Origin of the sequence: Desertivibrio insolitus (genome assembly GCF_017355965.1) — a bacterium.
Classification (GTDB): domain Bacteria; phylum Actinomycetota; class Actinomycetes; order Actinomycetales; family Microbacteriaceae; genus JAFIQW01.
The window spans coordinates 214,745-240,804 of record NZ_JAFIQW010000003.1 but is presented as its reverse complement, the minus strand read 5'-3'; the positions used below and the strand labels follow the sequence as shown (position 1 = coordinate 240,804).

General features: G+C 71.9%; 29 protein-coding genes. 21 read left to right on the top strand and 8 right to left on the bottom strand.

Annotated elements, in window-relative coordinates; translation table 11 throughout:
• The first annotated feature begins 51 nt into the window (after positions 1-51).
• Entirely contained in the window at positions 52-1,041 is a 990-nt protein-coding gene (locus JUB10_RS07935) for an EamA family transporter (protein ID WP_207455274.1), read from the top strand.
• Here the strand turns inward: JUB10_RS07935 and purB are convergent.
• Together purB and JUB10_RS07925 are read right to left on the bottom strand one after the other, a co-directional pair.
• On the bottom strand, positions 999-2,396 hold the full coding sequence (gene purB / locus JUB10_RS07930; protein WP_207455272.1) for an adenylosuccinate lyase: 1,398 nt from the start codon (positions 2,394-2,396) through the stop codon (positions 999-1,001). The genes JUB10_RS07935 and purB overlap by 43 nt on opposite strands.
• Positions 2,393-2,833: a low molecular weight protein-tyrosine-phosphatase gene (locus JUB10_RS07925; RefSeq protein ID WP_207456023.1), complete on the bottom strand. Its 441-nt coding sequence runs from the start codon at positions 2,831-2,833 to the stop codon at positions 2,393-2,395. Before JUB10_RS07925 ends, purB begins: the two co-directional genes overlap by 4 nt.
• A 193-nt stretch (positions 2,834-3,026) precedes the next feature.
• Here JUB10_RS07925 and JUB10_RS07920 point away from each other — a divergent pair, with 193 nt between their 5' ends.
• Together JUB10_RS07920 and JUB10_RS07915 are read left to right on the top strand one after the other, a co-directional pair.
• On the top strand, positions 3,027-3,308 hold the full coding sequence (locus tag JUB10_RS07920; protein ID WP_207455270.1) for a hypothetical protein: 282 nt from the start codon (positions 3,027-3,029) through the stop codon (positions 3,306-3,308).
• On the top strand, positions 3,308-4,771 hold the full coding sequence (locus JUB10_RS07915; RefSeq protein ID WP_207455268.1) for a hypothetical protein: 1,464 nt from the start codon (positions 3,308-3,310) through the stop codon (positions 4,769-4,771). Before JUB10_RS07920 ends, JUB10_RS07915 begins: the two co-directional genes overlap by 1 nt.
• Before the next feature lie 16 nt (positions 4,772-4,787).
• On the opposite strand, the gene JUB10_RS07910 is transcribed toward JUB10_RS07915, so the two are convergent.
• On the bottom strand, positions 4,788-5,192 hold the full coding sequence (locus tag JUB10_RS07910; RefSeq protein ID WP_207455267.1) for a phage holin family protein: 405 nt from the start codon (positions 5,190-5,192) through the stop codon (positions 4,788-4,790).
• 62 nt (positions 5,193-5,254) lie between these two features.
• On the opposite strand from JUB10_RS07910, the gene JUB10_RS07905 reads away from it, so the two are divergent.
• The 14 genes from JUB10_RS07905 (at position 5,255) to JUB10_RS07840 (ending at position 17,833) form a co-directional block, all read left to right on the top strand.
• Positions 5,255-6,331, top strand: a complete 1,077-nt coding sequence (locus JUB10_RS07905; protein ID WP_307859149.1) for a histidinol-phosphate transaminase — start codon at positions 5,255-5,257, stop codon at positions 6,329-6,331.
• Between the two features lie 22 nt (positions 6,332-6,353).
• The gene (locus tag JUB10_RS07900) at positions 6,354-7,481 is read left to right on the top strand and encodes a thiamine pyrophosphate-dependent dehydrogenase E1 component subunit alpha (protein WP_207455265.1); all 1,128 of its coding nucleotides are present in this window, start codon (positions 6,354-6,356) and stop codon (positions 7,479-7,481) included.
• A complete protein-coding gene (locus JUB10_RS07895) occupies positions 7,478-8,452 on the top strand; it encodes an alpha-ketoacid dehydrogenase subunit beta (RefSeq protein ID WP_207455263.1) in 975 nt (324 codons plus the stop codon). Before JUB10_RS07900 ends, JUB10_RS07895 begins: the two co-directional genes overlap by 4 nt.
• A 29-nt stretch (positions 8,453-8,481) precedes the next feature.
• A complete protein-coding gene (locus JUB10_RS07890; RefSeq protein WP_207455261.1) occupies positions 8,482-9,984 on the top strand; it encodes a dihydrolipoamide acetyltransferase family protein in 1,503 nt (500 codons plus the stop codon).
• A gap of 103 nt (positions 9,985-10,087) precedes the next feature.
• On the top strand, positions 10,088-11,134 hold the full coding sequence (locus tag JUB10_RS07885) for a metal ABC transporter substrate-binding protein (protein ID WP_207455259.1): 1,047 nt from the start codon (positions 10,088-10,090) through the stop codon (positions 11,132-11,134).
• 5 nt (positions 11,135-11,139) lie between these two features.
• Positions 11,140-11,931 (top strand): metal ABC transporter ATP-binding protein, encoded by a 792-nt coding sequence (locus tag JUB10_RS07880; RefSeq protein ID WP_307859148.1) that lies wholly within the window; start codon positions 11,140-11,142, stop codon positions 11,929-11,931.
• Complete coding sequence (locus JUB10_RS07875) at positions 11,924-12,817, top strand: metal ABC transporter permease (RefSeq protein ID WP_207455251.1); 894 nt, start codon at positions 11,924-11,926, stop codon at positions 12,815-12,817. The genes JUB10_RS07880 and JUB10_RS07875 overlap by 8 nt, the downstream gene beginning before the upstream one ends.
• The gene (locus tag JUB10_RS07870) at positions 12,817-13,650 is read left to right on the top strand and encodes a metal ABC transporter permease (RefSeq protein WP_207455249.1); all 834 of its coding nucleotides are present in this window, start codon (positions 12,817-12,819) and stop codon (positions 13,648-13,650) included. The genes JUB10_RS07875 and JUB10_RS07870 overlap by 1 nt, the downstream gene beginning before the upstream one ends.
• A complete protein-coding gene (locus tag JUB10_RS07865) occupies positions 13,647-14,042 on the top strand; it encodes a Fur family transcriptional regulator (RefSeq protein ID WP_207455247.1) in 396 nt (131 codons plus the stop codon). The genes JUB10_RS07870 and JUB10_RS07865 overlap by 4 nt, the downstream gene beginning before the upstream one ends.
• 629 nt (positions 14,043-14,671) lie before the next feature.
• A complete protein-coding gene (gene rpmB / locus JUB10_RS07860) occupies positions 14,672-14,908 on the top strand; it encodes a 50S ribosomal protein L28 (protein ID WP_027464952.1) in 237 nt (78 codons plus the stop codon).
• Complete coding sequence (rpmG, locus tag JUB10_RS07855; protein WP_096419968.1) at positions 14,908-15,075, top strand: 50S ribosomal protein L33; 168 nt, start codon at positions 14,908-14,910, stop codon at positions 15,073-15,075. Before rpmB ends, rpmG begins: the two co-directional genes overlap by 1 nt.
• 5 nt (positions 15,076-15,080) lie before the next feature.
• Complete coding sequence (gene rpsN, locus JUB10_RS07850) at positions 15,081-15,386, top strand: 30S ribosomal protein S14 (RefSeq protein ID WP_207455245.1); 306 nt, start codon at positions 15,081-15,083, stop codon at positions 15,384-15,386.
• A 70-nt stretch (positions 15,387-15,456) separates the two neighbouring features.
• Entirely contained in the window at positions 15,457-15,744 is a 288-nt protein-coding gene (locus tag JUB10_RS07845) for an HU family DNA-binding protein (protein WP_207455237.1), read from the top strand.
• Positions 15,745-15,853: 109 nt separating this feature from the next.
• Complete coding sequence (locus JUB10_RS07840; RefSeq protein ID WP_207455229.1) at positions 15,854-17,833, top strand: cytochrome c oxidase assembly protein; 1,980 nt, start codon at positions 15,854-15,856, stop codon at positions 17,831-17,833.
• A 19-nt stretch (positions 17,834-17,852) separates the two neighbouring features.
• On the opposite strand, the gene JUB10_RS07835 is transcribed toward JUB10_RS07840, so the two are convergent.
• Positions 17,853-18,833 carry a hypothetical protein gene (locus JUB10_RS07835; RefSeq protein WP_242682330.1) on the bottom strand — a complete coding sequence of 327 codons (981 nt, stop codon included), beginning with the start codon at positions 18,831-18,833 and terminating at the stop codon, positions 17,853-17,855.
• A gap of 114 nt (positions 18,834-18,947) precedes the next feature.
• Here JUB10_RS07835 and JUB10_RS07830 point away from each other — a divergent pair, with 114 nt between their 5' ends.
• Positions 18,948-20,252 carry an ATP-dependent DNA helicase gene (locus tag JUB10_RS07830; RefSeq protein WP_307859147.1) on the top strand — a complete coding sequence of 435 codons (1,305 nt, stop codon included), beginning with the start codon at positions 18,948-18,950 and terminating at the stop codon, positions 20,250-20,252.
• 46 nt (positions 20,253-20,298) lie between these two features.
• Here JUB10_RS07830 and JUB10_RS07825 read toward each other — a convergent pair whose 3' ends face one another.
• Positions 20,299-20,823 carry a hypothetical protein gene (locus JUB10_RS07825; protein WP_207455222.1) on the bottom strand — a complete coding sequence of 175 codons (525 nt, stop codon included), beginning with the start codon at positions 20,821-20,823 and terminating at the stop codon, positions 20,299-20,301.
• Between the two features lie 114 nt (positions 20,824-20,937).
• Positions 20,938-21,345: a DUF4383 domain-containing protein gene (locus JUB10_RS07820; RefSeq protein ID WP_207456018.1), complete on the bottom strand. Its 408-nt coding sequence runs from the start codon at positions 21,343-21,345 to the stop codon at positions 20,938-20,940.
• 233 nt (positions 21,346-21,578) lie between these two features.
• Here JUB10_RS07820 and JUB10_RS07815 point away from each other — a divergent pair, with 233 nt between their 5' ends.
• The 3 genes from JUB10_RS07815 to JUB10_RS07805 all read left to right on the top strand — a co-directional run bounded on the left by JUB10_RS07815 (position 21,579) and on the right by JUB10_RS07805 (position 23,365).
• A complete protein-coding gene (locus JUB10_RS07815) occupies positions 21,579-22,448 on the top strand; it encodes a hypothetical protein (RefSeq protein WP_207455220.1) in 870 nt (289 codons plus the stop codon).
• Between the two features lie 81 nt (positions 22,449-22,529).
• Positions 22,530-23,051 carry a DinB family protein gene (locus JUB10_RS07810; protein WP_207455218.1) on the top strand — a complete coding sequence of 174 codons (522 nt, stop codon included), beginning with the start codon at positions 22,530-22,532 and terminating at the stop codon, positions 23,049-23,051.
• A 77-nt stretch (positions 23,052-23,128) separates the two neighbouring features.
• Positions 23,129-23,365: a glutaredoxin family protein gene (locus tag JUB10_RS07805; protein ID WP_207456016.1), complete on the top strand. Its 237-nt coding sequence runs from the start codon at positions 23,129-23,131 to the stop codon at positions 23,363-23,365.
• Here the strand turns inward: JUB10_RS07805 and JUB10_RS07800 are convergent, their stop codons facing one another.
• Together JUB10_RS07800 and JUB10_RS07795 are read right to left on the bottom strand one after the other, a co-directional pair.
• Positions 23,366-24,904, bottom strand: a complete 1,539-nt coding sequence (locus JUB10_RS07800; protein WP_207455217.1) for an FAD-dependent monooxygenase — start codon at positions 24,902-24,904, stop codon at positions 23,366-23,368.
• 124 nt (positions 24,905-25,028) lie between these two features.
• Positions 25,029-25,916 carry a CPBP family intramembrane glutamic endopeptidase gene (locus JUB10_RS07795; RefSeq protein ID WP_207455216.1) on the bottom strand — a complete coding sequence of 296 codons (888 nt, stop codon included), beginning with the start codon at positions 25,914-25,916 and terminating at the stop codon, positions 25,029-25,031.
• Positions 25,917-26,060 lie beyond the last annotated feature (144 nt).

Here is a 26,060-nt window from a genome sequence, read left to right as displayed (position 1 = left end):
ACTCTACCGTCAGGAGCGTAACCGTTTCGTGCTCCTGACAGGAGGTGTGCCGTGCGCTCGAAGACCACCACGGGTTTGCTCGTCGCCGTGTCCGCGTCGCTGGCGTTCGGCCTCTCCGGAACCCTCGCGAAGCCGCTGCTCGAGATCGGCTGGAGCCCTGCCGCCGCCGTCACGGCCCGCTCGATCATCGGCGGCGCCGCGCTCGCCGTGCCGGCCCTCATCGCTCTGCGCGGGCGCTGGTCGCTCGTGTGGCAGGGGCGCACGCGCATCCTCCTCATGGCGCTCGTCGGCGTCGCCGCGACGCAGTTGGCGTACTACGCCGCCGTCCAGCGCATCCCCGTGAGCACCGCGATCCTCGTCGAGTACGTCGCGCCGGTGCTGCTGGTGCTGCTCGGCTGGGCGACGACGCGACGGATGCCGCGGGCGCTCGTGCTCGGCGGATCGGTCGTCGCCATGGTCGGCCTCTCCCTCGTCGTCTCCCCCGCGGGTGGCGCCCTCGACGTGCTCGGACTGACCTTCGCCGCGATCGCCGCCGTCGGCTGCGCGGTCTACTACCTCGTCGCGGGGCGCCCGAGCGAGGGGCTGCCGCCGGTCGTGCTCGCCTCCGCCGGGCTGCTCATCGGCGGCATCGCGCTCGGGGTGGTCGGTCTCACCGGGCTCGTGCCGTTCACGGTCGCGTTCGGCGACGTCGACGTCGCGGGCGCCGCGCTCCCCTGGTGGATCCCGTTACTCGTGCTCGGCGTGCTCTCGACCGGCTTCGCGTACGCGGCGAGCATCGCCGGCTCCGAGCTGCTCGGCTCGCAGCTCGCGTCGTTCGCGGGGCTGCTCGAGGTGGTCGCCGCCGCGCTCTACAGCTGGCTGCTGCTCGGCGAGGCGCTCACCCCCGCGCAGGCACTCGGCGGACTGCTGATCCTGGTCGGCATCGCCCTCGTGAAGTGGGAGCCGCGGCCGAGGCCGGCACTCCTCGAACCCGAGGTGCCGGCACTCGACCCCGAGGATCAGACGGATGTCTCCGGACGCGCGATCGCGTCGACCAGCTGAGCGGCGAGGCCCGCGTACCCGGCGGGCGTCAGCGCCGTGAGGCGCTGCTTGGCAGCATCCGAGATGTCGAGTCCGTCGATGAACTCGGCGAGTTCGGCCGCTCCGACACGGCGCCCGCGCGTGAGGTCCTTGAGCACCGCGTAGGGGTCCGCGATCGAGCTCGTGCCCGCGGTCACCTCGGCCCGGATGACGGTCTGGATGGCCTCGGCGAGCACCTCCCAGTTGGTGTCGAGGTCGGCCTGCAGCATCTCCTGCGACAGCGCGACCTCGCCGAGCCCACGGGTGATGTTGTCGATCGCGAGCAGCGAGTGGCCGAGGGCGACGCCGATGTTGCGCTGCGTCGTCGAGTCGGTGAGGTCGCGCTGCAGGCGCGAGGTGACGAGGGTCGCGGCGAGGCTGTCGAGCAGCGCCGACGCGAGCTCGAGGTTCGCCTCGGCGTTCTCGAACCGGATCGGGTTGATCTTGTGCGGCATCGTCGACGAGCCCGTGGCACCCGGCTGCGGGATCTGGGTGAAGTAGCCCATCGAGATGTAGGTCCACATATCGGTGCACAGGTTGTGCAGTACGCGGCCCAGGTGGCTGATGCGCTGGTACAGCCCGGCCTGCCAGTCGTGCGGCTCGATCTGCGTCGTCAGCGGCGTCCAGACCAGGCCGAGCGACTCGACGAACTCACGCGAGATCGCGGGCCAGTCCTGGGTGGGATCGGCGGCGACGTGCGCGGCGAACGTGCCGGTCGCGCCGCTGAACTTGCCGACGTACTCCGTCTCCTCGATCTGCTTCGTCAGCCGCTCGAGGCGGTGGACGAAGACCGCGAACTCCTTGCCCATCGTGGTGGGCGTCGCGGGCTGCCCGTGCGTGTGGGCGAGCATGACGGCCTCGCGGTGCTCGATCGCCATCGAGCGGAGCTTCTCGAGCAGCGTGTGCAGGCGCGGCAGCCACACGGAGCGCACGGCCGCGCTGACAGTGAGGGCGTAGGAGAGGTTGTTGATGTCCTCGCTCGTGCAGGCGAAGTGCGTGAGCTCGGCGATCGCCGAGAGTCCGAGCTCGTCGAGCTTGGCGCGCACGAGGTACTCGACGGCCTTGACGTCGTGGCGCGTCCGCGCCTCGATCGTGGCGAGCTCGTCGATCTCTTTCTGCCCGAAGTCGGCGACCAGGGCGCGCAGCGCGCGGGCCTGGTCCTCGCTCAGCGGCGACGAGCCGAAGAGGCCGTGACCGGTGAGGTAGAGGAGCCACTCGACCTCGACGTGCACGCGGGCACGGTTGAGGCCGGCCTCGGAGAGGTGCTCCCCGAGCTCGGCGACCGCCGGGCGGTAGCGGCCGTCGAGCGGACTGATGGGCTGGTCGGGCAGCGTCATGCGGCTCCCTGTCGTAGTGCGGGTCGGATCTGGGCGAACAGCGCGCGGGCCGAGTGCTCGATCTGGGCGAGCGTGTGGTCGAACATCGCATCATCCGAGTAGTACGGGTCGGCGACGTCGAGCCCGGCGCGGTCGGGGTCGAAGGCGGTGAGCAGGTGCACCTTCGCGCGCTCCTGCTCGGTGGGCGCCCACGCCCGCAGCACGCGTTCGTGCGAGCGGTCGAGGGCGATGACGAGGTCGAGGTCGGCGAACCACGACGGCTCGAACTGCTTCGCGCGGTGCGCGGACCCGTCGTAGTCGCGGCGGATGAGGGCGGTGAGCGTGCGGGGGTCGGCGCGCTCGCCCACGTGCCAGTCGCCGGTGCCCGCGCTCGTCACCTCGACGGAGTCCTCGAACCCCTCCTCGCGAGCGATGGCGCGGAAGACGGTCTCGGCCATCGGCGAGCGGCAGATGTTGCCGGTGCAGACGAAGCAGATGCGGAAACGGGCGCGCTCGTCGCCGGTCCCGTCGAAGTCCACCCCGCGATTCTGTCGCAGATCCCCTCTCCTTCCCAGTCGGGATCTCGGCGGCGGTCTTCACCGACCGCCTATCGGCCGCCCGTCGGCGGGGGTCCCGGACGAGCATGGAACGGTGGCAGGAACCGGGGGGATCACCGATGGACTCGTGGCGGGAGCGCGCCGGGCCGTGGTCGACGACCTCGCCGCGCAGGCGACACTGCTCGCCCGGGTCGTGACCGCGCTCGACCGCGCGGTGCTGTCGACGCCGGCCGTGCCGTCGACCTGGCAGGGCGCCGCCGCGCGGGCGTTCGCGACGCGACGCGACGAGCTGGCCCGCCGGCTGCTGCTCGCCGAGGAGCGGGCGGATGACGCGCGCGGCGCCACGCTCGCCGGCCGAACCGTCCTGGGCGGCTGATGGCGGCCCCGGGCGACATCACGGTCACGACGGGCGGCGTCTCGGTCGTGACCGACGACCTGCTGCACGTCGCCACGCAGCTCGACAAGGTGGAGTCGGCGGTGCTGGAGGCGCTCGCCGCGACCCGCACGGCGCAGCTCGAGGTCTCCCCCGCGCGGCTGCGGTTCGTCGACGCCCCCGCCACCGCATTCGCCGCCGAGGCCGGGCTCGCCGAGCTGCTCGTCACGCTGCCCGGCCTCGCCGTCGAGGCCGCCGAGCTCGCGCAGGGCGTGCGGATCGCGGCGGAGCAGTACGACTTCGCCGAGGTGTCCGCCCACGACGCCGCGTGGACGCTCACCGCGCTCGCCGCGTGGCTCGTGAGCCGCCCCGCCGCAGGCGCGAACGCCGTCGTCGACCGGATGGGACTGCCGGTGCCGGTGCCGCCCGAGCTGAGGGGACTGCTCGAGCGGGCGGGTCTCGCGGTGCCCCCGGCCATGGCGCCTGGCACAGACTTCGCGGAACTGGTGGCCGAGCCGCGCTTCCTCGCGGGCGTGCGGGCGCTCGCCGACGACGCGGCCGCCCGGGTGGACCTGCTGCACGCGCTGCTGCCGCTCTTCGGCGTGCCCGCTGCCGCCCTCGCCCTGAGCCGCGGCATGCGCGCCCCCCTCGCGCCGCCTCTCCCTCATGGGGGGACCGCGCTGCCCGCGACCGTGGCGCCGCTCCCCTCCGCACCGAACCGCGCCGTCGCGACCGGCACCGTGACCCCGGTGCTCGCGCCCGTCACGGTGCGTCCCTCGGGCGGGGCCACGGCGACGACGGCACCGACCGGCGTGGCCGATCGGCTCGCCCGCATCCCGCCCGGGGCCGGCGCGCAGGTGCGCGTGGAGACCTACCGCGCGGAGGACGGCAGCGAGGTCGTCGAGGTGTTCGTCGCCGGCACCGACAGCAAGGCGCCGGTCGTCGGCGGCGACAATCCCTGGGACTGGGAGAGCAACGCGGTCGCGGCCGTGGGCGACGAGTCATCCGACTCCTATCGGGCGACGGTCGCGGCCCTCGAGGAGGCCGGCGTCGATTCCGGGACGCCGGTCAACGTCACCGGGTACTCGCAGGGGGCGCGGATCGCCGCGCTGCTCGCTGCGAGTGGCGACTACAACGTCAACGCGGTGCTCGAGGCGGGCGGTCCGTCCGGCGACGTGCACCTGCCCGCCGACGTCGCCCATGTGGCTCTGCAGCACGACGACGACTTCGTGCCGGCGCTCGGCGGATACCCCGACGACCCGAACGTCGTCGTGGTCGGCCGCGAGGCGCTCACCGCTCCCCCGGGCGACGTGTGGGACGCGCACGCGATCGAGCGGTACCGCGAGACGGGCGAGCTGGCCGACGCCTCACAGGACGACGCCCTGGTACGGGCGATCGGCGCGATGGACGTCCTGCCCGCCGGGGCCGGGGGTACGCGGCAGGACTACCTCGCGAGGCGCGGGTGAGCGGGGCGTGGCCGGGTCAGTCCTTCCGGCGACGCGGGGCGGTCAGCGGCCGCAGCGCGACGCCGATGATCCAGCTCAGGATGCCGAGCACGAGCGCGCCGAGCACACCCCACCAGAACCCGTCGACCTGCAGACCGAACCCGAGCGCGTCGGAGATCCCGGCGACGATCAGCAGCAGCACCCCGTTGACGATGAACGCGATGAGCCCGAACGTCACGAGATACAGCGGGAAGGCCACGATGCGGATGAGCGTGCCGATGATCCCGTTGACGAGCCCGAAGATCAGCGCCACGAGCAGGAACGTCAGCACGGTCGCGGTCGTGTCACCGGGCGGGTACGGCAGCACGTCGACCCCGGAGACGATCAGGGTGGTCAGCCACAGGGCCACCGCGTTCACGACGAGGCGCACGAGGAACGACATGGCCACAGCATGGCAGCCGAAGGGGCCGAGCCCGGGGCATCCGGCGTCCCTAGACTTCCCGGGTGACCGAAACGACGCCGCACGTGCGGCTGCGCCCCGAGATCCTCGCGCTCGCCGCGTACCGGCAGGGCAAGCCGGCCGCCCCCGACGCCTTCAAGCTGTCGAGCAACGAGAACCCCTACCAGCCGCTGCCCGCGGTGATGGAGGCGCTCTCGCACTCGAACGTCAACCGCTACCCCGACGGCGCCGCGACGCTGCTGCGCGAGCGGCTCGCCGAGCGGCACGGGGTGGGCGCCGAGCAGGTGCACGTCGGCGCCGGCTCGATCTCCCTGCTGACGCAGCTCGTGCTCGCCGCGAGCGGCCCCGGCGACGAGATCGTCTTCTCCTGGCGCTCCTTCGAGGCCTACCCGGGCCTCGCGACGGTCGCCGGCGCGACGGCGGTGCGGGTGCCGAACACCCCGGAGCACGCGCACGACCTCGACGCGATGGCCGCCGCGATCACCGAGCGCACCCGCGTCGTGATCGTCTGCAGCCCGAACAACCCCACCGGCACCGTCGTGTCGCAGGCAGCCTTCGACGAATTCCTCGCGAAGGTGCCGCCGACCGTGCTCGTGCTGCTCGACGAGGCGTACCGCGAGTTCGTGACCGACCCCACGGCCGTCGACGGCCACTCGATGCGGCACCCGAACGTCGTCGTGCTGCGTACCTTCTCGAAGGCCTACGGTCTCGCGGGTCTCCGCATCGGCTACGCGGTCGGTCCGGCCTACATCCTCAACGCGGCCCGTTCCACCGCGATCGCCCTCAGCGTCACCGAGCCCGCCCAGCGCGCGGCCCTCGTGTCGCTCGATCACGAGGACGAACTGCTCGAGCGCGTCGCGGCCCTCGTCGAGACCCGTGACCGCGTCTGGCAGGCGCTCGTCGAGCAGGGCTGGGACGTGCCGAAGCCCCAGGGCAACTTCGTCTGGCTGCCCACGGGAGACGCCACCGAGGCGGCCGCGGAGGTCTTCGAGCGGCACGGGATCGTCGTCCGGGCCTTCGCGCCGGAGGGCTTGCGGATCTCCATCGGAGAGCCGGAATCTGTCGATGCGCTCCTAAGGGCTGCCGGTGAGGTTGTCCGCAACCTACTGAAGCGGGCCTAGACCCGGCGGTTAGATTGTGAAGATGCCCGGAACCGCAGCCACGACGGCACAGCCCTCCGCGACCGTGCAACTGCTCTCTCCGGAGGGCACGCTGCGGAACGACGCGCAGGCCGAGGAGTACCTCCCGTACATCCAGGCCCTGACCGAGAACCAGCTCCGTGAGTTCCACCGCCACATGGTGCTCGTGCGCTCGTTCGACATCGAGGCGACCAACCTGCAGCGGCAGGGACAGCTCGCGCTGTGGGTGCCGAGCCTCGGCCAGGAGGCCGCGCAGGTCGGCTCCGGCTTCGCCGCGCGCCCCCAGGACCACATCTTCCCCGCCTACCGCGAGCACGTCGTCGGCATGATCCGCGGCATCGATCCCGTCGACATCCTCCGGATGCTGCGCGGCGTGACGCACGGCGGCTGGGACCCGGCCGCGCACAACAACTTCCACCTCTACACGCTCGTCATCGGTTCGCACGCGCTGCACGCGACCGGCTACGCGATGGGCGTCGCGTTCGACGCGGCATCCGGCACCGGCGACCCCGACGTCGACCAGGCCGTGCTCGTCTACTTCGGCGACGGCGCCACCAGCCAGGGCGACGTCAGCGAGGCGTTCGTCTTCGCGTCGAGCTACAACACCCCCCAGGTGTTCTTCCTGCAGAACAACCACTGGGCGATCTCGGTGCCGGTGACCGTGCAGTCCCGCACCCCGCTCTACCTGCGCTCGACCGGCTTCGGCATCCCCGGCATCCAGATCGACGGCAACGACGTGCTCGCGAGCTACGCCGTCACGACCGCGAACCTCGACGCCGCCCGCAGCGGCGCCGGCCCGCGGTTCATCGAGGCGCTGACCTACCGCATCGGTCCGCACACCACGAGCGACGACCCGAGCAAGTACCGCGATCCCGCCGAGTTCGAGCAGTGGCGCGCCCTCGACCCGCTCCCCCGCTTCGAGGCCTATCTCCGCGGCCTCGGCGAGGGCGACCAGTTCTTCGCGCAGATCGCCGAGGAGGGCAAGGACCTCGCGGCCGACGTGCGCCGCCGCACGCTCGAGGTCGGCGCGCCCGAGGCATCCTCGATGTTCGCCAACGTCTACAGCGAGGAGCACCCGCTCATGACCGCGCAGCAGAAGTGGCTCGAGGACTACGAGGCGGGACTGGCATGACGCAGCTGTCGATGTCGAAGGCGATCAACCAGGGGCTGCGCCGCGCCCTCGCCGACGACCCCAAGGTGCTGCTCATGGGCGAGGACATCGGCGACCTCGGCGGCGTCTTCCGCGTCACCGAGGGCCTCAAGGCCGAGTTCGGCGGCCGCCGGGTCATCGACACCCCGCTCGCCGAGTCGGGCATCATCGGCACGGCGATCGGTCTCGCGATGCGCGGCTACCGTCCCGTCTGCGAGATTCAGTTCGACGGGTTCATCTTCCCCGGCTTCGACCAGATCACGACGCAGCTCGCCAAGCTCACGAGTCGGCACGAGGGCACGCAGGCCTTCCCCGTCGTCATCCGGGTGCCCTACGGCGGTCACATCGGCGCCGTCGAGCACCACCAGGAGAGTCCCGAGGCGTACTTCGCCCACACGGCCGGCCTCCGCGTCGTCAGCCCCTCGACCCCGCACGACGCCTACTGGATGATCCAGGAGGCGATCCGCAGCGACGACCCCGTGATGTTCTTCGAGCCCAAGAGCCGCTACTGGCCCAAGGGCGAGCTCGACGAGACCGCGAGCGGCTTCCCGCTGCACGCCACCCGCGTCGTGCGCGAGGGCACGGATGCCACGCTGATCGGCCACGGCGCCATGCTCAGCGTGCTCACCCAGGCGGCCGACATCGCCGCCGAGGAGGGCACGAGCCTCGAGGTGCTCGACCTGCGCAGCATCTCCCCCATCGACTGGGAGCCGATCTTCGCCTCCGTGCGCAAGACCGGCCGCCTCGTCGTCGCCCAGGAGGCACCCGGCTTCGTCAGCGTCGCGAGCGAGATCGCGGCGAGCGTGAGCGAGGCCTGCTTCTACTCCCTCGAGGCGCCCGTGCTGCGCGTCGCCGGGTTCGACGTGCCGTTCCCGCCCGCGAAGCTCGAGTCCGTCTACCTGCCGGACGCCGACCGCGTGCTCGACGCCGTCGACCGTTCGCTCGCGTACTGACGCAGCTCACTCACCACCGAAGGAGCCCCGTGGCCAAGTCCGAGTTCCCCCTGCCCGACGTCGGCGAGGGCCTCACCGAGGCCGAGATCGTGTCGTGGAAGGTCGCCCCCGGCGACACGGTCGCCGTGAACCAGGTGCTCGTCGAGATCGAGACCGCCAAGTCGCTCGTCGAACTGCCCTCGCCGTTCGAGGGCACCGTCGCCGAGATCCTCGTCGCCGAGGGCGACACCGTCGAGGTCGGCCGCCCCATCATCACCGTCGACTCCGGCGCACCGGCGGCGGATGTCTCGGCGCCCCCCGCCGAGGACACCGGAGCGCCCGCCAAGCCCGAGCCCACCCTCGTCGGCTACGGCACGGCCGGCCACGGCACCTCCCGCCGCCGTCGCGGAGCCGCGGCCCCGGCACCCGCCGCGCCCAGCACCGCCGTGCCCGCCGCCCCGACCGTCGCTCCGGATGCCGAGCCGCACGCGGCCGCGGCCGCGCAGGTCGTCGGCGACGTCAAGCCCACAACCGGGCCCAACCCCGACGTGCCGCCCGCGCAGCCGGAACTCGCCACCTGGGCGCAGCCCTCGACCGAGCCCGCCGCGGCATCCGTCGCTCCGGCCCCGGCTCCGGCGCCCGCTCCGGCGCCCGCGTCCTCCCCCGCCGAGACGCCGACCGGAGTGCTCGCGAAGCCGCCGGTGCGCAAGCTCGCGAAGGACCTCGACATCGACCTCGCCACGGTCACCGCGACCGGCCCGGCCGGCGACGTGACGCGCGACGACGTGCTGCGGCACGCCCGCCAGGCGAGCGCGCTCGCCGCCGCGGCCCCCGCCCCCGCGCCGCAGCCCGCGCAGGGCGACGGCCGCGAGGAGCGCATCCCGGTCAAGGGCGTGCGCAAGGCCATCGCCGGTGCCATGGTCGCGAGCGCCTTCACCGCGCCGCACGTCAGCCTCTTCGTCGACGTCGACGCCACCCGCACCATGGAGTTCGTCAAGCGCCTCAAGAACTCGAGCGAGTTCGAGGGCGTGCGCGTCTCGCCGCTGCTCATCATGGCCAAGGCGATCATCTGGGCCGCCAAGCGCAACCCGACGGTCAACTCGCAGTGGACCGACGACGAGATCATCGTCAAGAACTACGTGAACCTCGGCATCGCCGCGACGACCCCGCGCGGTCTGCTCGTGCCGAACGTCAAGGAGGCTCAGTCGATGAGCCTGCTCGAGCTCGCGACCGCGCTGCAGGGCCTCACCCTCCGCGCCCGGGAGGGCAAGACCTCCCCCGCCGAGATGGCCGGCGGCACCATCACGATCACGAACATCGGCGTCTTCGGCATGGACACCGGAACCCCGATTCTCAACCCCGGCGAGGTCGCGATCGTCGCCCTCGGCACGATCAAGCAGAAGCCCTGGGTCGTCGACGGCGTCGTGCAGCCGCGCTTCGTCACGACGGTGGGCGCGAGCTTCGACCACCGCGTGGTCGACGGCGACGTCGCCTCGCGGTTCGTCGCCGATGTAGCGAGCATCCTCGAGGAGCCGGCGCTGCTGCTCGAGTGAGGCCCGAGACTCGCGCGCATTAGTGAGAACGGTTTTTGACAACAGTTCTCAGCAGGACTATCGTCGCCGTGTCCAATAATCGTTCTCACTTAGAGAGATTCCGATGCGCCGGCTCGTTCCCACCGCCCTGCTCGCCTCGTCCGCCCTCCTGCTCGCGGGCTGCGCGACGTCCGCGACCCCCGCGGGCGGTTCGAGCAGCGCCGCGGGAGCCGGAGGCGAGGGCCTGAGCATCGTCGCGACGACCACCGTGGTCGCCGACTTCACGCGCAACATCGTCGGCGACGCGGCATCCGTCACTCAGCTCATCCAGCCGAACCAGTCGTCGCACAGCTACGACCCCAGCGCCGCGGACCTCACCGCGCTCGGCACGGCCGACGTGCTCGTCGTCAACGGCGCGGGCCTCGAGGAGTGGCTCGACGACGCGATCAGCGCCTCGGGCTTCGACGGCACGCTCATCGACTCCAGCGAGGGCATCGAACTCGCGGAGGGCGCCGAGGCGCACGCCCACGAGCACGAGGGCGAGGAGCACGCGGACGAGGAGCACGCCGAGGAGGAGGGTGAGGCGCACGAGCACGCCGAGGACCCGCACATCTGGACCGACCCCGGCAACGCGCTCGTGCAGGTGCAGAACATCGCCGACGGCCTGATCGAGGCGGATGACGCCAACGCCGACGCGTTCGCGCAGAACGCCGAGGACTACGAGGCGAAGCTCACGGCGCTCGACGAGTGGATCACCGCGAGCGTCGAGCAGGTGCCCGCCGAGCAGCGACTGCTCGTCACCAACCACGACGCCTTCGGCTACTTCGTCAGCGCCTACGGCCTGACCTATGTCGGCGCCGTCATCCCCAGCCTCGACGACAACGCAGAGGTGAGCGCCGCCGAGATCGACGAGCTTGTGCACGAGATCGAGCACACCGGTGCCAAGGCCGTCTTCTCCGAGACCTCGCTCTCCCCCGCGGCCGCCGAGACGATCGCGAGCGAGGCCGGCGTCGAGGTGTACGCCGGCGACGACGCCCTGTACGCCGACTCGCTCGGCCCCGTGGGCAGCTCCGGCGCCACCTACATCGACAGCATCGAGCACAACGTCACCCTGCTCGTGCAGTCCTGGGGAGCCGAGCCCACGCCGCTGCCCGAGGTCTTGTCACAATGAGTACGGTGACCGCTCCGACTCCGATCGAGACCGCGCTCCCCACCGCCGTGAGGCTGGGGGGCGCGGCTTTCGCGTACGGGTCGACCGTCGCGCTCACCGGCGTCACCGGTGACCTGCCCGCCGGCACCGCGCTCGCCCTCATCGGCCCGAACGGCGGCGGTAAGTCCACACTCCTGCGCGGCCTGCTCGGCCTCGTCGGCGTCGCCGCGGGCGAGCTCGACGTGCTCGGCACCCGGCCCTCCGCCGCCCGCTCGCGCATCGGCTACATGCCGCAGAGCGACGAGATCGACCCCGAGTTCCCCATCTCCCTCGCGCAGGTCGTGATGATGGGCCGCTACCGCTCGATCGGCTGGGCCCGCCGCCCCGGGCGAAGGGACCGCGACGCCGTCGCCTCCGCCCTCGAGCGCGTCGGCCTCGCCGACCGCGCCCACGACCGCTTCGGCGAGCTGAGCGGCGGACAGCGCCAGCGCGGCCTGCTCGCCCGTGCGATCGTCAGCGAACCGAGCCTCGTGCTGCTCGACGAGCCGTTCAACGGCCTCGACCAGGCCAACCGGGACGCGCTGCTGGCGATCGTCGCCGAGCTCAAGGCATCCGGAACCGCGCTCGTGCTCTCGACTCACGACCTCGACCTCGCCCGCGCCGCGTGCGAGCAGTCGCTGCTGCTCAACGGGCACCAGGTCGCGTTCGGGCCGACGCACCGGGTGCTGACGCTCGAGAACCTCGAGGCGCTCTACGGCGACGTGCAGGTGGAGCTCGACGAGCACACCCTCGTGGTGCCCGGGCACGACCATGGTTGACCTGCTCGACGCCCTCTTCACCGCGTACGAGCTGCCGTTCATGCGGTGGCCGCTGTTCGCCCTCGTGATCCTCGGCGTCACCAGCGGCATCATCGGCGTGCTGGTGACGCTGCGCTCGCTCGAGTACCTCAGCGACGGGCTCGTGCACGCGGTCTTCCCCGGCATCGTCATCGGCTTCGCGGTCGCGTCGCGCCCCGGCCTGCTCGTCGGCGCCACGATCGCCGCCGTCGTGGCCGCGGTCGCTCTGACGCTCGCCGCGCGACGGGTGGTCGGCAGCGACGCCGCCATCGCGGTCGTTCTCGTGAGCATGTTCAGCATCGGCGTGATCGTCGTCTCGCGGCAGTCCGACTACGCCGGACAGCTCGAGGAGCTGCTCTTCGGCCGGCTGCTGACCGTGCAGGCCGCGGATGTCACCGCGACCGCCGTGCTCTGCGGCATCGCCCTGCTGCTCGTGCTGCCCACCTACAAGGAGCAGCTGTTCCGCGCCTTCGACGCCAAGGCGAGCGAGGCCTCCGGGTACCGCGGCATCGCGCTCGACCTCGCCCTCAACGTCGCCGTCGCGCTCGTGATCGTCGCCGCCGCGAACGCGATCGGCAACCTCCTCGCGCTCGCGCTGCTCATCGTGCCGGGCGCGATCGCCCGCCTGGTCTCGCGCGGGCTCGGCGCGCTCGTGCCCGTCGCCGTCGTGTCGGCGGTCGTGGCCGGATGGCTCGGGCTGAGCGCCGGCTACGCGGCATCCGTCGGCTACGGCGTGCCGCTGCCCGGCGGCGCGACCGTCGTCGCGATCCTCGTGCTCGCCTACCTCGTGCTCGTCGTGGCGACCCGCGGCATCCCGGCGCTGCTGCACCGGCGCCGCTCCCCCGCCCTCGCCCGCGGGGAGGCGTGATGGGCTACTTCGAACGCGCGCTGCTCGAGGCCGTGCTCGCCGGCGGCCTCGCCGGGCTCGTCGGCACCCTCGTCGTGCTGCGCCGACGGGCGTTCTTCACGACGGCGCTGACGCACGCGACGTTCCCCGGCGGTGTCGCGGCCGCGATCGTCGGGGTGCCCGTCGCGCTCGGCGCCGCCGTCGTCAGCGTGCTGCTCGTGGCGATGATGACCGCTCTCGGACGCGTGCGCGGCCAGGGCCCCCAGATCGCCTCCGGCATCGTGCTCACGTTCGGCTTCGCGCTCGGCGTGCTGCTGCAGTCGTTCTTCCCGTCGCTCCCCGTCGACGTCGACAGCTACCTCGTCGGCTCGATCCTCACGACGACGCCGTTCGACCTCGTGCTCACGGGCGCCGTGCTCCTCGTCGCCGTCGTCGCGCTCGTCGTCGCGGGCAAGGAGATCGTGTTCGACAGCTTCGACCGCATCGGCTACCGCGCCGCCGGCTACCGCGGCTGGGTGCCGGAACTCGTCTCCCTGCTGCTCATCGCCGCGACCGTCGTCACCATCATGCCCGCGGTCGGCTCGATCCTCGCGATCGCGCTGATCGTCGCGCCGGCCGCCGCGGCCCGGGCGCTGACCCGTTCGATCGGCGGCACCCTCGTGGTCGCTCCCCTGCTCGGGATGCTCTCCGGCATCGCCGGGCTCTACGCCTCGTCGCTGTTCGCGATCAGCGCCGGCGCGGCCATCTCGCTGGCCGCCGCGCTGGTGTTCTTCGTCGCGCTCGTCGTGGCCGGGCTGCGGCGCTCCGTACTCAGCCGCCGGATGCCCGGCACGGCTACCATCGAGGCGGCATGAAGCGGAACACGTGGCAGCGCGAGGCGGTGCGCAACGCCCTCGGCGAGTCCGAGGGCTTCGTCAGCGCGCAGGCGCTGCACTCCGGCCTGCGTGAGCAGGGCTCGTCGATCGGCCTCGCGACCGTGTACCGCGCGCTCGCCGACCTCGCGAGCGAGGGCGAGGCGGACTCGCTGCAGCAGGAGGGCGAGGCGCTCTACCGCGCCTGCACCCCCGGCAGCCACCACCACCACCTCATCTGCCGCAACTGCGGGTTGACCGTCGAGATCGAGGCCGACCCCGTCGAGCTCTGGGCGCAGCAGGTCGCCGCCGAGCACGGCTTCACCCAGGCGGAGCACGTCGTCGACGTGTTCGGGGTCTGCGCGAAGTGCGCGGCCGCCGGCGCCACGCGCTGAGCCTCTCGCCGCTGCTGCCGCTGGGCGGCATCCGGATGCCTCGGGCCCAGTCCCCCTCGGGCCCCGTCCCCTTCGGGCTTCACCCTGGGCCGCGGCAGCCCGGGGTCGCCGAGAGTACCAAACTGCTAAGCGCCGCAGGGCGGGACAGCAGAATCCGTACACTCGCGGGCGGGCGGGTATGGGCGCGGACCGCTGGGCGGCCGCGGCCACCGGGGGTGCCGTGAGCTCTGGGGCATCCTCAGCGAGCAGCGAGTGTGCGGTAAGTGCTGCGTTCCGCGGCAGAAACAGCACTCGGTGCACAGTCGGCGGGGTGGGCGGGTCGCGATACGGCCGTTTCGCGCCTACTCGACCGGCGAGTGTGCAGAAAGTGCTGCATCCGGCGGCAGAAGCAGCACTTAGTGCACAGTCGGCGAGGCGCGGGAGTCTCGATACGGCCGTTTCGCGCCTACTCGACCGTCGGGAGGACTCAGCCTTGCCGTGGCATCCGTGGTGCCGTACTCTTGATGTTTGGCCGCGCGGGACATCCGCGCGTTCACCTGTACGCACCCCCTCTTCTCGAAGCGGGGATCTCGCGTGCCGACAAGTGACCTTGGGTAGGGCGATCGCCCTACGGTAGCTAGGAGGAAACCGTGGCAGCAGTCTGCCAGGTGACCGGAGCCGTTCCCGGTTTCGGACACAACATCTCACACTCGCACCGCCGCACGAAGCGTCGGTTCGACCCGAACGTGCAGAAGAAGACGTACTACGTCCCCTCGCTGCGCCGTAACGTGACGCTGACGCTCAGCGCGAAGGGCATCAAGGTCATCGACGCCCGCGGCATCGAGTCCGTGGTCAAGGACCTTCTGGCCCGTGGGGAGAAGATCTGATGGCCAAGCAGCAGGACGTCCGCCCGATCATCAAGCTTCGGTCGACCGCCGGTACCGGGTACACCTACGTGACCCGCAAGAACCGCCGCAACGACCCCGACCGCCTCGTGCTGAAGAAGTACGACCCGGTGGTCCGCAAGCACGTCGAATTCCGCGAGGAGCGCTAACCACAATGGCCAAGAAGAGCAAGATCGCCAAGAACGAGCAGCGCAAGGCCGTCGTCGCGCGCTACGCCGAGCGTCGCGCCGAGCTGAAGAAGGCTCTCGTCGACCCGAACGGCACCGACGAGTCCCGCGAGGCCGCCCGCCTCGGTCTGCAGAAGCTCCCCCGCGACGCTTCGCCGATCCGCGTCCGCAACCGCGACGCGATCGACGGACGCCCCCGGGGCAACCTCCGCGACTACGGAATCTCGCGTGTGCGCTTCCGGAAGATGGCCCACCAGGGCGAACTTCCCGGTATCACGAAGTCAAGCTGGTAGGTTTTCCGCGGTTCTCTGAGTATTGACACTCAGGGGAGTAGCTGATTGCTTAGGTCCGAGGAGGACAAATATGGCTGAAAACTCTCTCAACCGTACCGAGCTCGTGGCAGCGATCGCTGCCGAGTCCGGCCAGAGCCAGAGCACTGTGAACGGCGTCATCGACGGCCTGTTCTCGGTTCTCTCGAAGTCGGTCGGCGAGGGCACGAAGGTTTCGATCCCCGGTTGGCTCGCCGTCGAGCGCACCCACCGCGCCGCTCGCACGGGTCGCAACCCGCAGACCGGTGAGTCGATCGAGATCGCCGAGGGTTACGGCGTCAAGATCAGCGCCGGCAGCAAGCTCAAGGCTGCCGCCAAGTAAATCTGCTTCACGCGCGAAAAGGGGATGTCCATGACATCCCCTTTTTCGCGTTGAGCGACGGATGACCCGGGCCCAGCGCTCGGGCTCCGTGGAACGAATAATGGTCGTGATGCCTCGAACGCTCCGCGTGGCCGGGCCTGCCGCCCTGCTCGCCGCCGCCCTTCTCGCGCTCGTGCTCGCGCTGGGTTACGGCGGGGGCGCGGCGCCGCTCGCGCTGCTCGATCCCGGGCCCGTCGTGCGCTGGGGTCTCCCGGCGGCGAAGCTCGTGGTCAACCTCGGGGCAGCGCTCGCGATCGGCGCGCTGCTGCTGACGTGCTTCGCGTTCCGCCGCGACTCCCCCGCGTACAACCGCTCCCTCGACCTCGCAGCCGCCGGCGCCGGCCTGTGGACCGTCGCGGCCACCGCCACCGCGTTCTTCACGTTCCTCAGCATCTACGCGGTGCCCGTCACGCTCGACGAGCGGTTCGGCGCGCAGCTGTCGACGTTCTTCACGACCATCGAGCTCGGCCAGGCCTGGCTCGCCACGATCCTCATCGCCGCGGGCGTCACGGTGCTGTGCTTCGCCGTGCGCAACCAGACCGCGCTCGCGTTCGTGTTCGGCTTCGCCGTGATCGGGCTCGTGCCGATGGCCCGGCAGGGTCACGCCGGCGGCACGGAGAACCACGACGAGGCCGTGAGCGCCCTGCTGCTGCACCTCATCTTCGCGGCCGTGTGGCTCGGCGGGCTGCTCGTCATCCTGCTGGTGCGCAAGCAGCTCGCGGAGGGCGAGCTCGGTCGCGTGCTCACCCGCTACTCGACCGTCGCGCTCGTCAGCTTCGTCGTCGTCGCGATCAGCGGCTACGTCAGCGCGGCGATCCGCGTCGGCGGCTTCGACGGCCTGGGCACGGAGTACGGCGTGCTCGTGCTCGTCAAGGTCGCGGCCCTCGGCGCGCTCGGCCTGTTCGGGCTCGTGCACCGCCGCGTGCTCATCGACCGCATCGTGCGCGGCGACGAGGGGCGGCCGTTCTGGCTGTTCGTCGTGGCCGAGCTCGCCTTCATGGGCATCGCGAGCGGCGTGGCATCCGCCCTCGCCCGCACCGCTCCCCCGGTCGACGAGGTCGCCGCGACCGACCAGACCGCCCCCACGCCCGCCGAGCTGCTGACCGGCGAGGCGCTGCCGCCCGAGCTCACGACCGCCCGGTACTTCACCGAGTGGCGGATCGACCTCGTCTGGCTGCTGCTGACGGCGTTCCTCGCGTTCTTCTATGTCGCCGCCGTCGTGCGCCTGCACCGCCGGGGCGACCGCTGGCCGCTGCGCCGCACCCTCCCCTGGCTCGCCGGGCTCGCCCTGCTCGCCTACGTGACCAACGGCGGCGTCAACGTCTACGAGAGCTACCTCTTCAGCGTGCACATGCTCGCGCACATGCTGCTGACGATGGCGGTGCCGCTGCTGCTCGTGCTCGGCGCCCCCATCACGCTCGGGCTGCGCGCCATCCGCAAGCGCGAGGACGGCACCCGCGGCGGCCGCGAGTGGCTGCTGCTCTTCGTGCACTCCAAGTTCGCGGCCGTGCTCACCAACCCGATCGTCGCCGCCGTCATCTGGGCCGGCTCGCTCTGGCTGTTCTACTACTCGCCGCTGTTCCGCTGGGCGACGACCGACCACCTCGGTCACCAGTGGATGATCGTGCACTTCCTGCTGTCGGGCTTCCTGTTCGCGCAGGCGCTCGTCGGCATCGACCCGCTTCCCTACCGCGCCCCCTACCCGCTGCGGCTCGTGCTGTTGCTCGCGACGATGGCGTTCCACGCGTTCTTCGGGCTCGCCCTCATGCAGGGCACCGGGCTGCTGCTCGCGGACTGGTACGGCGCGATGGGTCGCGACTGGGGCCTCAGCGCCCTCGCGGATCAGCAGGCCGGCGGCGGCATCGCGTGGAGCATCGGCGAGATCCCGACGCTCGCGATGGCCGTGCTCGTGGCCGTGCAGTGGAGCCGCAGCGACGCCCGCGAGACGAAGCGCCTCGACCGTCAGGCCGAGCGGACGAACGACGCCGAGCTGAACGAGTACAACGAGATGCTCGCGCGGATGCAGAAGACGCCGACGTCGCGGCGGTAGCGCCCGCTGCCGGCTGGGCTCAGCTCGCGCGGATGTCGATCCCGCCGTCGTCGCCCACCGTGATCGTGTAGGCCACCTGGAACGGCACGTCCTCGTCGAGCGTCGACACCGTGCCGTCGAAGATCGACACGACCTCGACGACGAGGTGCGCGGCGCCGGATGCCGCGGGCATCACCCACTCCCCGGGCGCCGCGCCCGGCTGCAGGCTCACCTGCGGGTACTGCGCGATCGACCAGCGCGGCACGCCGCGGATGCGGTCGCCGATGACCCGTCCGAACGGGCAGCCGGTCGGCTGCAGCACCTCCTGGGTGGCGCACTGCTCGTCGAGGTAGCTCTCGAGTTGCTCCTGGATCAGCCCCACGAACTCCTCCGAGGCCTGCGCCTGGAGTTCCGTGCGCACCGTCGACGCCGGCTCGGTGACGGCGACCTCGACGTCGTCCGTGGTCACGAGCCGTGACTCGTGATCGAGCTCGTACGCGGCGGGCACCAGCACCGCGTATGCGGCTGGCGCGGCGGCATCCGTCACCGTCACGGTGCCGACCTCGTAGTCGTCGATGCCGCGCGGGGTGATCTCGAGCGTCGCGACGGGGGAGTCGACGAAGCTCCAGCGGGCGAAGAGGCCGAGCAGCGCGGACTCCGGCGTGATCGTGAACCGGGTGCGATGCGTCGAGCCGGCGAGGGAGTACTCGGCCGTGACCGCGCGGGTGCCGTCCGAGGCGTCGGCGACGTTGGTGATCCGGATGCCGCGGGGCCCGCTCAAGGCGCCGGTCGCCGCGAGGGCGTCGTCGGCGCCGTCGGGCAGCTCGACGCCCGGGGTCGTGAGGGCGCCCTCCGCGTCGCCGCGGGCGAGCGCCTGCAGGTATCCCGACACGAAGCCGGACGCGCTGTACAGCGTGAGGTTCAGGGCGGTGACCGTCGCGGCGAAGGCCAGCGCGAGCGCCGCGAGCAGCACGAGCACGAGGGTGCGCCGGGGCCGCCTGTCCTCCCCAGCCCCCGTCATGCCGCAATCCTAGGGTCGCGGCCCGCTCCCGCCCCCGCGGCGGAACGAGCGGGTACCCTGGGGCGCGTCGCCGCCCGCCCGGCGGCGCTTCGCCCGCGCCCTCGGAGGATCGTCGTGACCGACCTGCCGCTCTCACCGGAGCAGAAGGCCGTCTTCGACCTCATCGAGAACAGCCGGGAGCACTTCTTCGTCACCGGCCGCGCGGGCACGGGCAAGTCGACGCTGCTGAACCACCTGTCGTGGCACACGTCGAAGCAGATCGTCATCTGCGCGCCCACCGGCGTCGCCGCGCTCAACGTCGGCGGGCAGACGATCCACTCGCTGTTCCGGCTGCCGATCGGGGTCGTCGCCGACTCCGAGCTCGAGCAGACGCCGGAGCTCCGCAAGCTGCTCAACACGATCGACACCCTCGTCATCGACGAGGTCTCGATGGTCAACGCCGACCTGCTCGACGCGATGGACCGCAGCCTGCGGCTCGCGCGGCAGAAGAAGCACGAGCCCTTCGGTGGCGTGCAGGTCGTGCTGTTCGGCGACCCGTACCAGCTGGCACCGGTGCCGGGCGACGGCGAGGAGCGGGCGTACTTCCGCGACCGCTACCGCTCCATCTGGTTCTTCGACGCGAAGGTGTGGGAGCAGACGCCGCTCACGATCATCGAGCTGCGCGAGATCCACCGCCAGCACGACGACGACTTCAAGGCGATGCTCACGGCAGTGCGGCACGGCCGGGTCACCGCCGACATCGCCGGCGCCTTGAACGCCGCGGGTGCCCGCCCCGCGCCATCCGACGACGTCATCACGCTCGCGACCCGCAACGACACCGTCAACCGCATCAACAAGGCGGCCCTCGAGCGCCTGCCGGGGCGCGCGCTGACGGCGAAGGCGGAGATCAACGGCGAGTTCGGCGGGCGCGCGTACCCGGCCGACGAGGCCCTGCAGCTGAAGGTCGGCGCCCGGGTCATGTTCCTGCGCAACGACCAGGACCAGCGCTGGGTGAACGGCACGGTCGGCACTGTCTCGAAGATCGGTCAGACGGTGTTCGTCGAGGTCGGCCAGGAGGAGTTCGAGGTGCTGCCGCAGACGTGGGAGAAGTACCGCTACTCCTATTCGCAGGCGACGCAGGAGCTGAAGAAGGAGGTCGTCGCCGAGTTCACGCAGTTCCCCCTGCGGGCGGCGTGGGGCGTGACGATCCACAAGTCGCAGGGCGCGACGTACGACCGCGCGATCGTCGACCTCGGCAGCCGGGTGTTCAGCCCGGGCCAGACCTACGTCGCGCTCAGCCGCATCACCTCGCTCGGGGGGCTGTACCTGACGCGGCCGCTGCGTCCTGCGGACATCATCGTCGACCTCGACGTGCGGCGGTTCATGGCGGATGCCCGTGCGGCGTCGAGCGTCAAGACGGCGGCACCCGCCGCGAGCTGACCGGCGAAGGGGGCGGCGTGCGCCTAGTGCCCGTGCCCGGCGGCGCCTAGTGCCCGTGCCCGGCGGGCTCGGTGATGCCGTGCTCGCCGTGCGGGACGGCGTAGAGGCCGGCCTCGCTCGCGGCCAGCGCCGGGGTCGTGATGGCCGCGACGACCGCGGCGCCCGCGGCGAGCCCGAGCAGGTAGCGCCCGGCGGCGGGCGCGGGCCGCACGGCATCCGCCCGTCCCGACCGCAGCTGGATCGACAGCGTGATCGCGATGAAGAGGTTGAAGAGCGTGCCGAGCGCCATGGGCACGAGCGGCAGCAGAGAGGCGGCGCCATCGGCGCCGAGGATGCTCGCGACGAGCAGCAGCGCCCAGATCGCGACGGGCACGAGGGCCAGCAGCCGCGTGGCGCGGGGGAGCGGGAGACGGTCCCGGGTGAGCGCGAGGAGGGCCCAGGCGAGTTCGGCCGCGCCGACCAGGAACATCGCGATGCCCAGGGGGAGAGGAGAGCTGACGACGACCGAGAGGTGGATCACGCCGGCGCCGAGGGCTGCCGTCGCGAGCCACGCCTTGACGATCTGTGACATCAGCTCTCCTTCCGTCCCTGTGGTGGGCGCCGCTGGGTGCGACGGTGCCCGTGTTCGAGTAGTGAGACGGGCCGGCGTGGAGTCACGCCGGCCCGGTCCCGAGGGTGTGGTGGATCAGACGGTCGCGGCGCGAGCGTTGCGCTCGGCGCCGAGGCCCACGACCAGCAGCAGGGCGGCGCTGAGGAAGTGCAGCACGTTGTCCGCACCGTTGATCGCGAGGATGTTGGCCGGGCTGTCGGTGATGAAGAGGCCGACGATGCCGAGCAGCAGGTAGGCGGCACCAACCGTGGTGTTGGTGGCCTTCGCCGCGCTGACGCTCGAGAGGCCCGCGAGGAGCAGGGCCGCGCCGATCAGCAGGTGCGCGACGTTGTGGAAGATGTTGACCTCGAAGATGCCGAGGAGCAGGCCACCCTCGGGGTCGAAGAAGCCGACTCCGCTTGTGACGAAGAACCCGAGGATTCCGACGAGAAGATAGACAGCTCCGAACACGACACCCAGCAGACGGTTGGGGGACTTGCTCAGAGGCGCTGCGGTGTTGCTCATTCCATTGCCTCCTAATGCAGTTGAGTTGCGACCGAAGTAGCCGCACATCTCAAGTTCGTACCCCTCGTTCCTGCGGTTTGGTCATTTCTGAGTGCGTGCTGCACATAACCGAGTCGCGAGTTGTACGTCTGTTGCTAGACAAACTAGGGAAACCCTCGATGTCAAGTCCAAACTTCCTCGCGGACCGGAGTGTTAGACCTTCGTGAGAAGGGATGCACCACGTGACGGGCGACGAGGCCGAGTACGAACGATTGGGCGCGGATGACGCCGCGCTGTCGTTGTTTCGCGCGGTTTACCGCGGCTCCGGCGACCCGCTGAAGGTGCTCGAGCGACGTTTCCGCCCGGATCCGGAGATCGAGCGGCGGCGCCGGATGCTGCGCGAACGGGCGTTCTCCCGCGACGGAGATCCCAGCGAACTCGCAGCTTTCGAGCGTCGTTTGCAGGAGGAGGACGAGGCCGTCGAGGCCGCGCTGCGGGCCGTCCGCACACCCGACTCGGGCGGCGACGGCGCGGGGCGCGGCGATGTCCGCCCCCAGGAGGCTGCGGGCGAGCGAGCACAGGGCCGCGAGAGAACACAGCCGGGGGAGGAGCGCGCCACGGCGTCCGTGCTCCGCGGCCGACTGCTGCTCGCGGGCGTCGCGGTCGTCGCGTTCGTGCTGGGCGCCGGGGTGTTCTGGGCCGGCGGCAGGCTCGCCGAGACCACGGCGGGCGACCCCCTCGCGAACGCCGACCCCTACGCGAACACCCTCGAGCAGGTGCGCGAGCGGGAGCAGGAGGACCGCGACCGGCTGCCCACGTCGGTGACCGCGCGGGTGGTGCAGCAGTCCAGCCGCATCATCGTCGACGCGTTCTACCCCTCGGAGACGATGCGGTCGCCGTGGCGGGTCTTCATCGCCGAGGACGAGCTCGGCTACCGCCTCTGCTTCATCGCGGTCTACGAGCGCGTCGAGAACTCGGTGCTGTGCGTGCCGGAGGGCTCTGCGGACAACGTGCGGTTCGCCGCGTACGCCGAGAACGGCGACACCCTCGCCGTGGACATCGACGCGGGGCGCATCTTCGCGGCGACCTCGCTCGGCGACTGACTCGGGCGAACGGCAGGAATCCGACGGAACGGTGGCCCTTCCGCCGCGGACGCGCCGCGGTCGCTCTGCCAGCATGTGGCCATGCCGATCACGCCCGACACGAAGAACTGGACCTGGGTGCTCGAGCGCGCCTGCCCCGAGTGCGGATTCGACGCCTCCCGCCTCGACGGTGACGAGGTCGCCCGGCTCATGCGAGAGAACGCCGCGGCCTGGCCCGCCGTGCTCGGGCGCGCCGACGTGCGCGAGCGACCGGATGACAGCACGTGGTCGCCCCTCGAGTACGGCGCCCACGTGCGCGACGTCTTCCGGGTGATGACGCGGCGCGTGCAGCTCATGCTCGACGCCGACGACCCCGAGTTCGAGAACTGGGACCAGGACGCGACGGCGCTCGAGGAGCGCTACGCCGAGCAGGACCCGGCGACCGTCGCGCGCGAGCTGCAGGACGCGGGGGAGCGCTTCGCGCAGCGGCTCGAGACCGTGCCCGCGGATGCCTGGGGGCGGAGCGGCCACCGCTCGGACGGCTCCGACTTCACAGTGACGACCCTCGCCCGCTACGCGGCGCACGACCCGGTGCACCACCTCTGGGACGTGCGCGAGCGCTGATCGCGCAGGGCGATCGACCGCGGCCAGCGGCGCCGCGAGGCATCCGTCTAGGCTCGACGCTCGTGTCTGACATCACGATGTACGGAGCCGACTGGTGCGGCGACTGCCGCCGCTCGAAGAAGCTGCTCGACGGCCTCGGCGTGGACTACGCCTACGTCGACCTCGTCGCCGAGCCTGACGCCGCCGACAAGGCGCACGCCATCAGCGGCCGCACGAACATCCCCGTGATCGTCTTCCCCGACGGCAGCCACCAGGTCGAGCCGACCGACCCGCAGCTGCGGGAGAAGCTCGAGCAGCTCGGCGCCCTGCGCTAGTCAGCGGAGCGCCGACCGCAGGTAGGCGAGCGCCCCGGTGACGTCGTCGCCGCCGGCGCGGTACCCGATGTAGCCGTCGGGCCGGATGACCCAGTGGGCGACGTCTCCGCGGCGGAGCCCCAGGCGGTGGTGCGCCGCCGGGTCGCGCACCTCGTCGACGTGCACGGTCTCGAGCAGCGAGCCCCACTCGTGGGCGATGCCGTCCTGCGGCCAGCTGCCCGGTGGCCCGGCGAGCACGATCGCGAACGCCGTCGCCGGAAGGGCGCGCTGCAGCGTGCCGTCGCGCAGCGGGGCATCCGGCAGCCGGTCGCCGGCGCGCGGGCCGCGCTTCAGCCGCGGCTGCCCCTCTCGCGTGAGCGCGCGGCGGCGGTAGCGCACGTCGAGCTCGCCGATCATGCGGAACGCCCGTCGGCGTAGCGGCGCCGACCGCCGCAGCGTCGCGACCGCGAGCCCCGCGACGCGGGGGCGCACGACCCGCAGGAGCGGACTCCGCGAGGTCGCGAGGGCGAACGCGCGATGGGTCGCGGCGACGACGGCCCGGGCCACCGGCATCCGCTCCTCCTCGTACGTGTCGAGCAGCGGCTCGCCCGCCTGGCGGTTGCAGACGAGCGCGAGCTTCCAGCCGAGGTTCACGGCGTCCTGGATGCCGGTGTTCATGCCCTGCCCGCCCGCGGGGCTGTGGATGTGCGCCGCGTCGCCCGCGAGGAAGACCCGGCGCACCCGGAACCGCTGCGCGGTGCGGCTGTGCACCGTGAACATCGTCAGCCAGACCGGGTCGTGCAACCGCAGTCGCGCGCGCGGGTAGCGGTCGACGACCGCCTGCAGCCGCTCGAGCGTGACCTGCTGCTCGGTCATGCCGCGGGGCGCGCCCACGATCAGGCGGAACGAGGCGGGCGACCCGAGCGGGAAGAGCACCAGGGGTCCGGCGGCGCCGACGAAGAAGTGCAGGCGCCCGCGGTCGACGCCCTCCGCCTCGACATCCGCGAGCAGGAACGCCCGCGGTATTGCGGCGCCCGCGAACCCGATCCCCAGCGCGTGCCGCACGGCGCTGTGCGCGCCGTCGCAGCCGACGACGTAGCGGGCCCGGATGTCACGCTCGCCCGTCCCGGTGCGCACCGTGCACGTGGTCTCGTCCGCCCCCTGCCGCAGCTCGACGAGCTCGACGCCGCGCTCGACCTCGACGCCCTCGGCCGCGAGGCGGGCGGTGAGGATGCGCTCGGTCTCGGCCTGCGAGAGGAAGAGCAGGAACGGGTAGCGGGTGTCGGCGACGGAGGGCTCGAACAGCGTGAGCGACCGGTCGTGCCCGCCGGCGTGCATCACGAGCGTCGTCGCGGTGCTGCCGGCCGCGACGAGCTCGTCGGCGACGCCGAGGCGGTCGAGCACCTCGAGGGTGCGGGCCTGGATCGCGAGGGCGCGCGACTCGTGCACGGCGTCGGGGGCGCGGTCGAGGATCCGGAACGGGATGCCCTGCCGGCGCAGCTCGAGCGCGAGCGCGAGTCCCGTCGGGCCGGCGCCGACGATGAGCACATCCGCGTCCACCTCGCCCAGGTTCCTCCTGCCTGCGGCACGGCGTCAATGCACCTCTACCCCTGCGCCGCCCAGGGCTGTCGCAACACGGAAAGGGCGGGGCGGACAGTGCCCGCCCCGCCCGAGGGTCGGAAATTCAGTAGGTCTTCGACGAGCGCCACAGCGGCGCCGTCACGAGAACGCCGACCACGGTGCACAGCGTCGTGACGACGCCGCCCTCCCCGGCCCACAGGTGCGCCGAGTCCGAGAACACGGTCGCGGGCTCCGCCACGAGGTAGAGCGACGCGTTGAGCGCGGCGTGCATCACGAGCACCGGCCAGATGCTGCGGGTGCGGAGCCGCAGGTGCACGAGGGGGAAGGCGAGCGCGACGCACGAGACGGCGAACATCGTGACCGCCCAGGCGACGGGGGTGGAGTCGGCGACCGCGCCCGGCACGAACAGCATCATCGGCACGTGGAACGCGGCCCAGGCGAGCCCGACGATCACGGAGGTCGCTACGCGCGACCGGCGCTGCGCGACCCGCACGGCCAGGAACGAGCTCCAGCCCAGCTGCTCGAACAGTGCGAGCACCATGAACGGCACGACGCCGAGCACGAGCCCGAGCGCGACGGTGAGCGCCGGCGGCATCCCGCCCGCGCCGAGCGCCGCGGCGTCGAAGCGGGCGAGACCGGTCGCCCACACGACCGCGAAGCCGAGGAGCGACGCGACGACGCCGACGAGCCACGCGGCGCCGAGGCGGCGCCAGGGGACGCGGCGGAAGCCCCAGTCGAGGCGGCCGCCGCCGGCGAGCCAGGTGACGAGGGCGGCGATGCCGGGGGCGAGCGACTGCCCGAACAGGGCGAGCTGCGCGCCGACCGGCGCCTGGTCGAGGTGCGCCATGTCGACGCCCTGACTGCGGGCGTAGGCGACGGCCGGCAGCACGATCGCGGCGAGCGTGAGGCCGAACACCGCGAACTGGGCCTTGGGGCGCAGCCGGGGTGCGGCGGTGACGGGGGAGGAGGTGGTGTCGAGTGAGGTTGTCATGCCGACGAGTCCACCGAGCGGACGGACCCGGATGCCTCGGGCGCTGGTCCCCTTCCGGGCTCGACCGCCGACCGGGACCGCGACCGAAAGGGGTCCCGGGTGATTCCGGACCCTGGTCCTATTCCGGTGGAGGCGAGCAGGCCT

Bases quoted from the DNA above. Each gene is read 5' to 3' on its own strand.
- JUB10_RS07915 (WP_207455268.1), top strand. From the start codon at position 3,308: ATGGCGGCCCCGGGCGACATCACGGTCACGACGGGCGGCGTCTCGGTC.
- JUB10_RS07825 (WP_207455222.1), bottom strand. From the start codon at position 20,823: ATGTCACAGATCGTCAAGGCGTGGCTCGCGACGGCAGCCCTCGGCGCC.
- rpsN (WP_207455245.1), top strand. From the start codon at position 15,081: ATGGCCAAGAAGAGCAAGATCGCCAAGAACGAGCAGCGCAAGGCCGTC.
- JUB10_RS07865 (WP_207455247.1), top strand. From the start codon at position 13,647: ATGAAGCGGAACACGTGGCAGCGCGAGGCGGTGCGCAACGCCCTCGGC.
- JUB10_RS07840 (WP_207455229.1), top strand. From the start codon at position 15,854: ATGCCTCGAACGCTCCGCGTGGCCGGGCCTGCCGCCCTGCTCGCCGCC.
- JUB10_RS07805 (WP_207456016.1), top strand. From the start codon at position 23,129: ATGTACGGAGCCGACTGGTGCGGCGACTGCCGCCGCTCGAAGAAGCTG.
- JUB10_RS07845 (WP_207455237.1), top strand. From the start codon at position 15,457: ATGGCTGAAAACTCTCTCAACCGTACCGAGCTCGTGGCAGCGATCGCT.
- purB (WP_207455272.1), bottom strand. From the start codon at position 2,396: ATGACGCTGCCCGACCAGCCCATCAGTCCGCTCGACGGCCGCTACCGC.
- JUB10_RS07810 (WP_207455218.1), top strand. From the start codon at position 22,530: ATGCCGATCACGCCCGACACGAAGAACTGGACCTGGGTGCTCGAGCGC.
- JUB10_RS07795 (WP_207455216.1), bottom strand. From the start codon at position 25,916: ATGACAACCTCACTCGACACCACCTCCTCCCCCGTCACCGCCGCACCC.
- JUB10_RS07925 (WP_207456023.1), bottom strand. From the start codon at position 2,833: ATGGCCGAGACCGTCTTCCGCGCCATCGCTCGCGAGGAGGGGTTCGAG.
- JUB10_RS07885 (WP_207455259.1), top strand. From the start codon at position 10,088: ATGCGCCGGCTCGTTCCCACCGCCCTGCTCGCCTCGTCCGCCCTCCTG.
- JUB10_RS07815 (WP_207455220.1), top strand. From the start codon at position 21,579: ATGCACCACGTGACGGGCGACGAGGCCGAGTACGAACGATTGGGCGCG.
- JUB10_RS07835 (WP_242682330.1), bottom strand. From the start codon at position 18,833: ATGACGGGGGCTGGGGAGGACAGGCGGCCCCGGCGCACCCTCGTGCTC.
- rpmG (WP_096419968.1), top strand. From the start codon at position 14,908: ATGGCCAAGCAGCAGGACGTCCGCCCGATCATCAAGCTTCGGTCGACC.
- JUB10_RS07910 (WP_207455267.1), bottom strand. From the start codon at position 5,192: ATGTCGTTCCTCGTGCGCCTCGTCGTGAACGCGGTGGCCCTGTGGCTG.
- JUB10_RS07875 (WP_207455251.1), top strand. From the start codon at position 11,924: ATGGTTGACCTGCTCGACGCCCTCTTCACCGCGTACGAGCTGCCGTTC.
- JUB10_RS07870 (WP_207455249.1), top strand. From the start codon at position 12,817: ATGGGCTACTTCGAACGCGCGCTGCTCGAGGCCGTGCTCGCCGGCGGC.
- JUB10_RS07900 (WP_207455265.1), top strand. From the start codon at position 6,354: ATGCCCGGAACCGCAGCCACGACGGCACAGCCCTCCGCGACCGTGCAA.
- JUB10_RS07895 (WP_207455263.1), top strand. From the start codon at position 7,478: ATGACGCAGCTGTCGATGTCGAAGGCGATCAACCAGGGGCTGCGCCGC.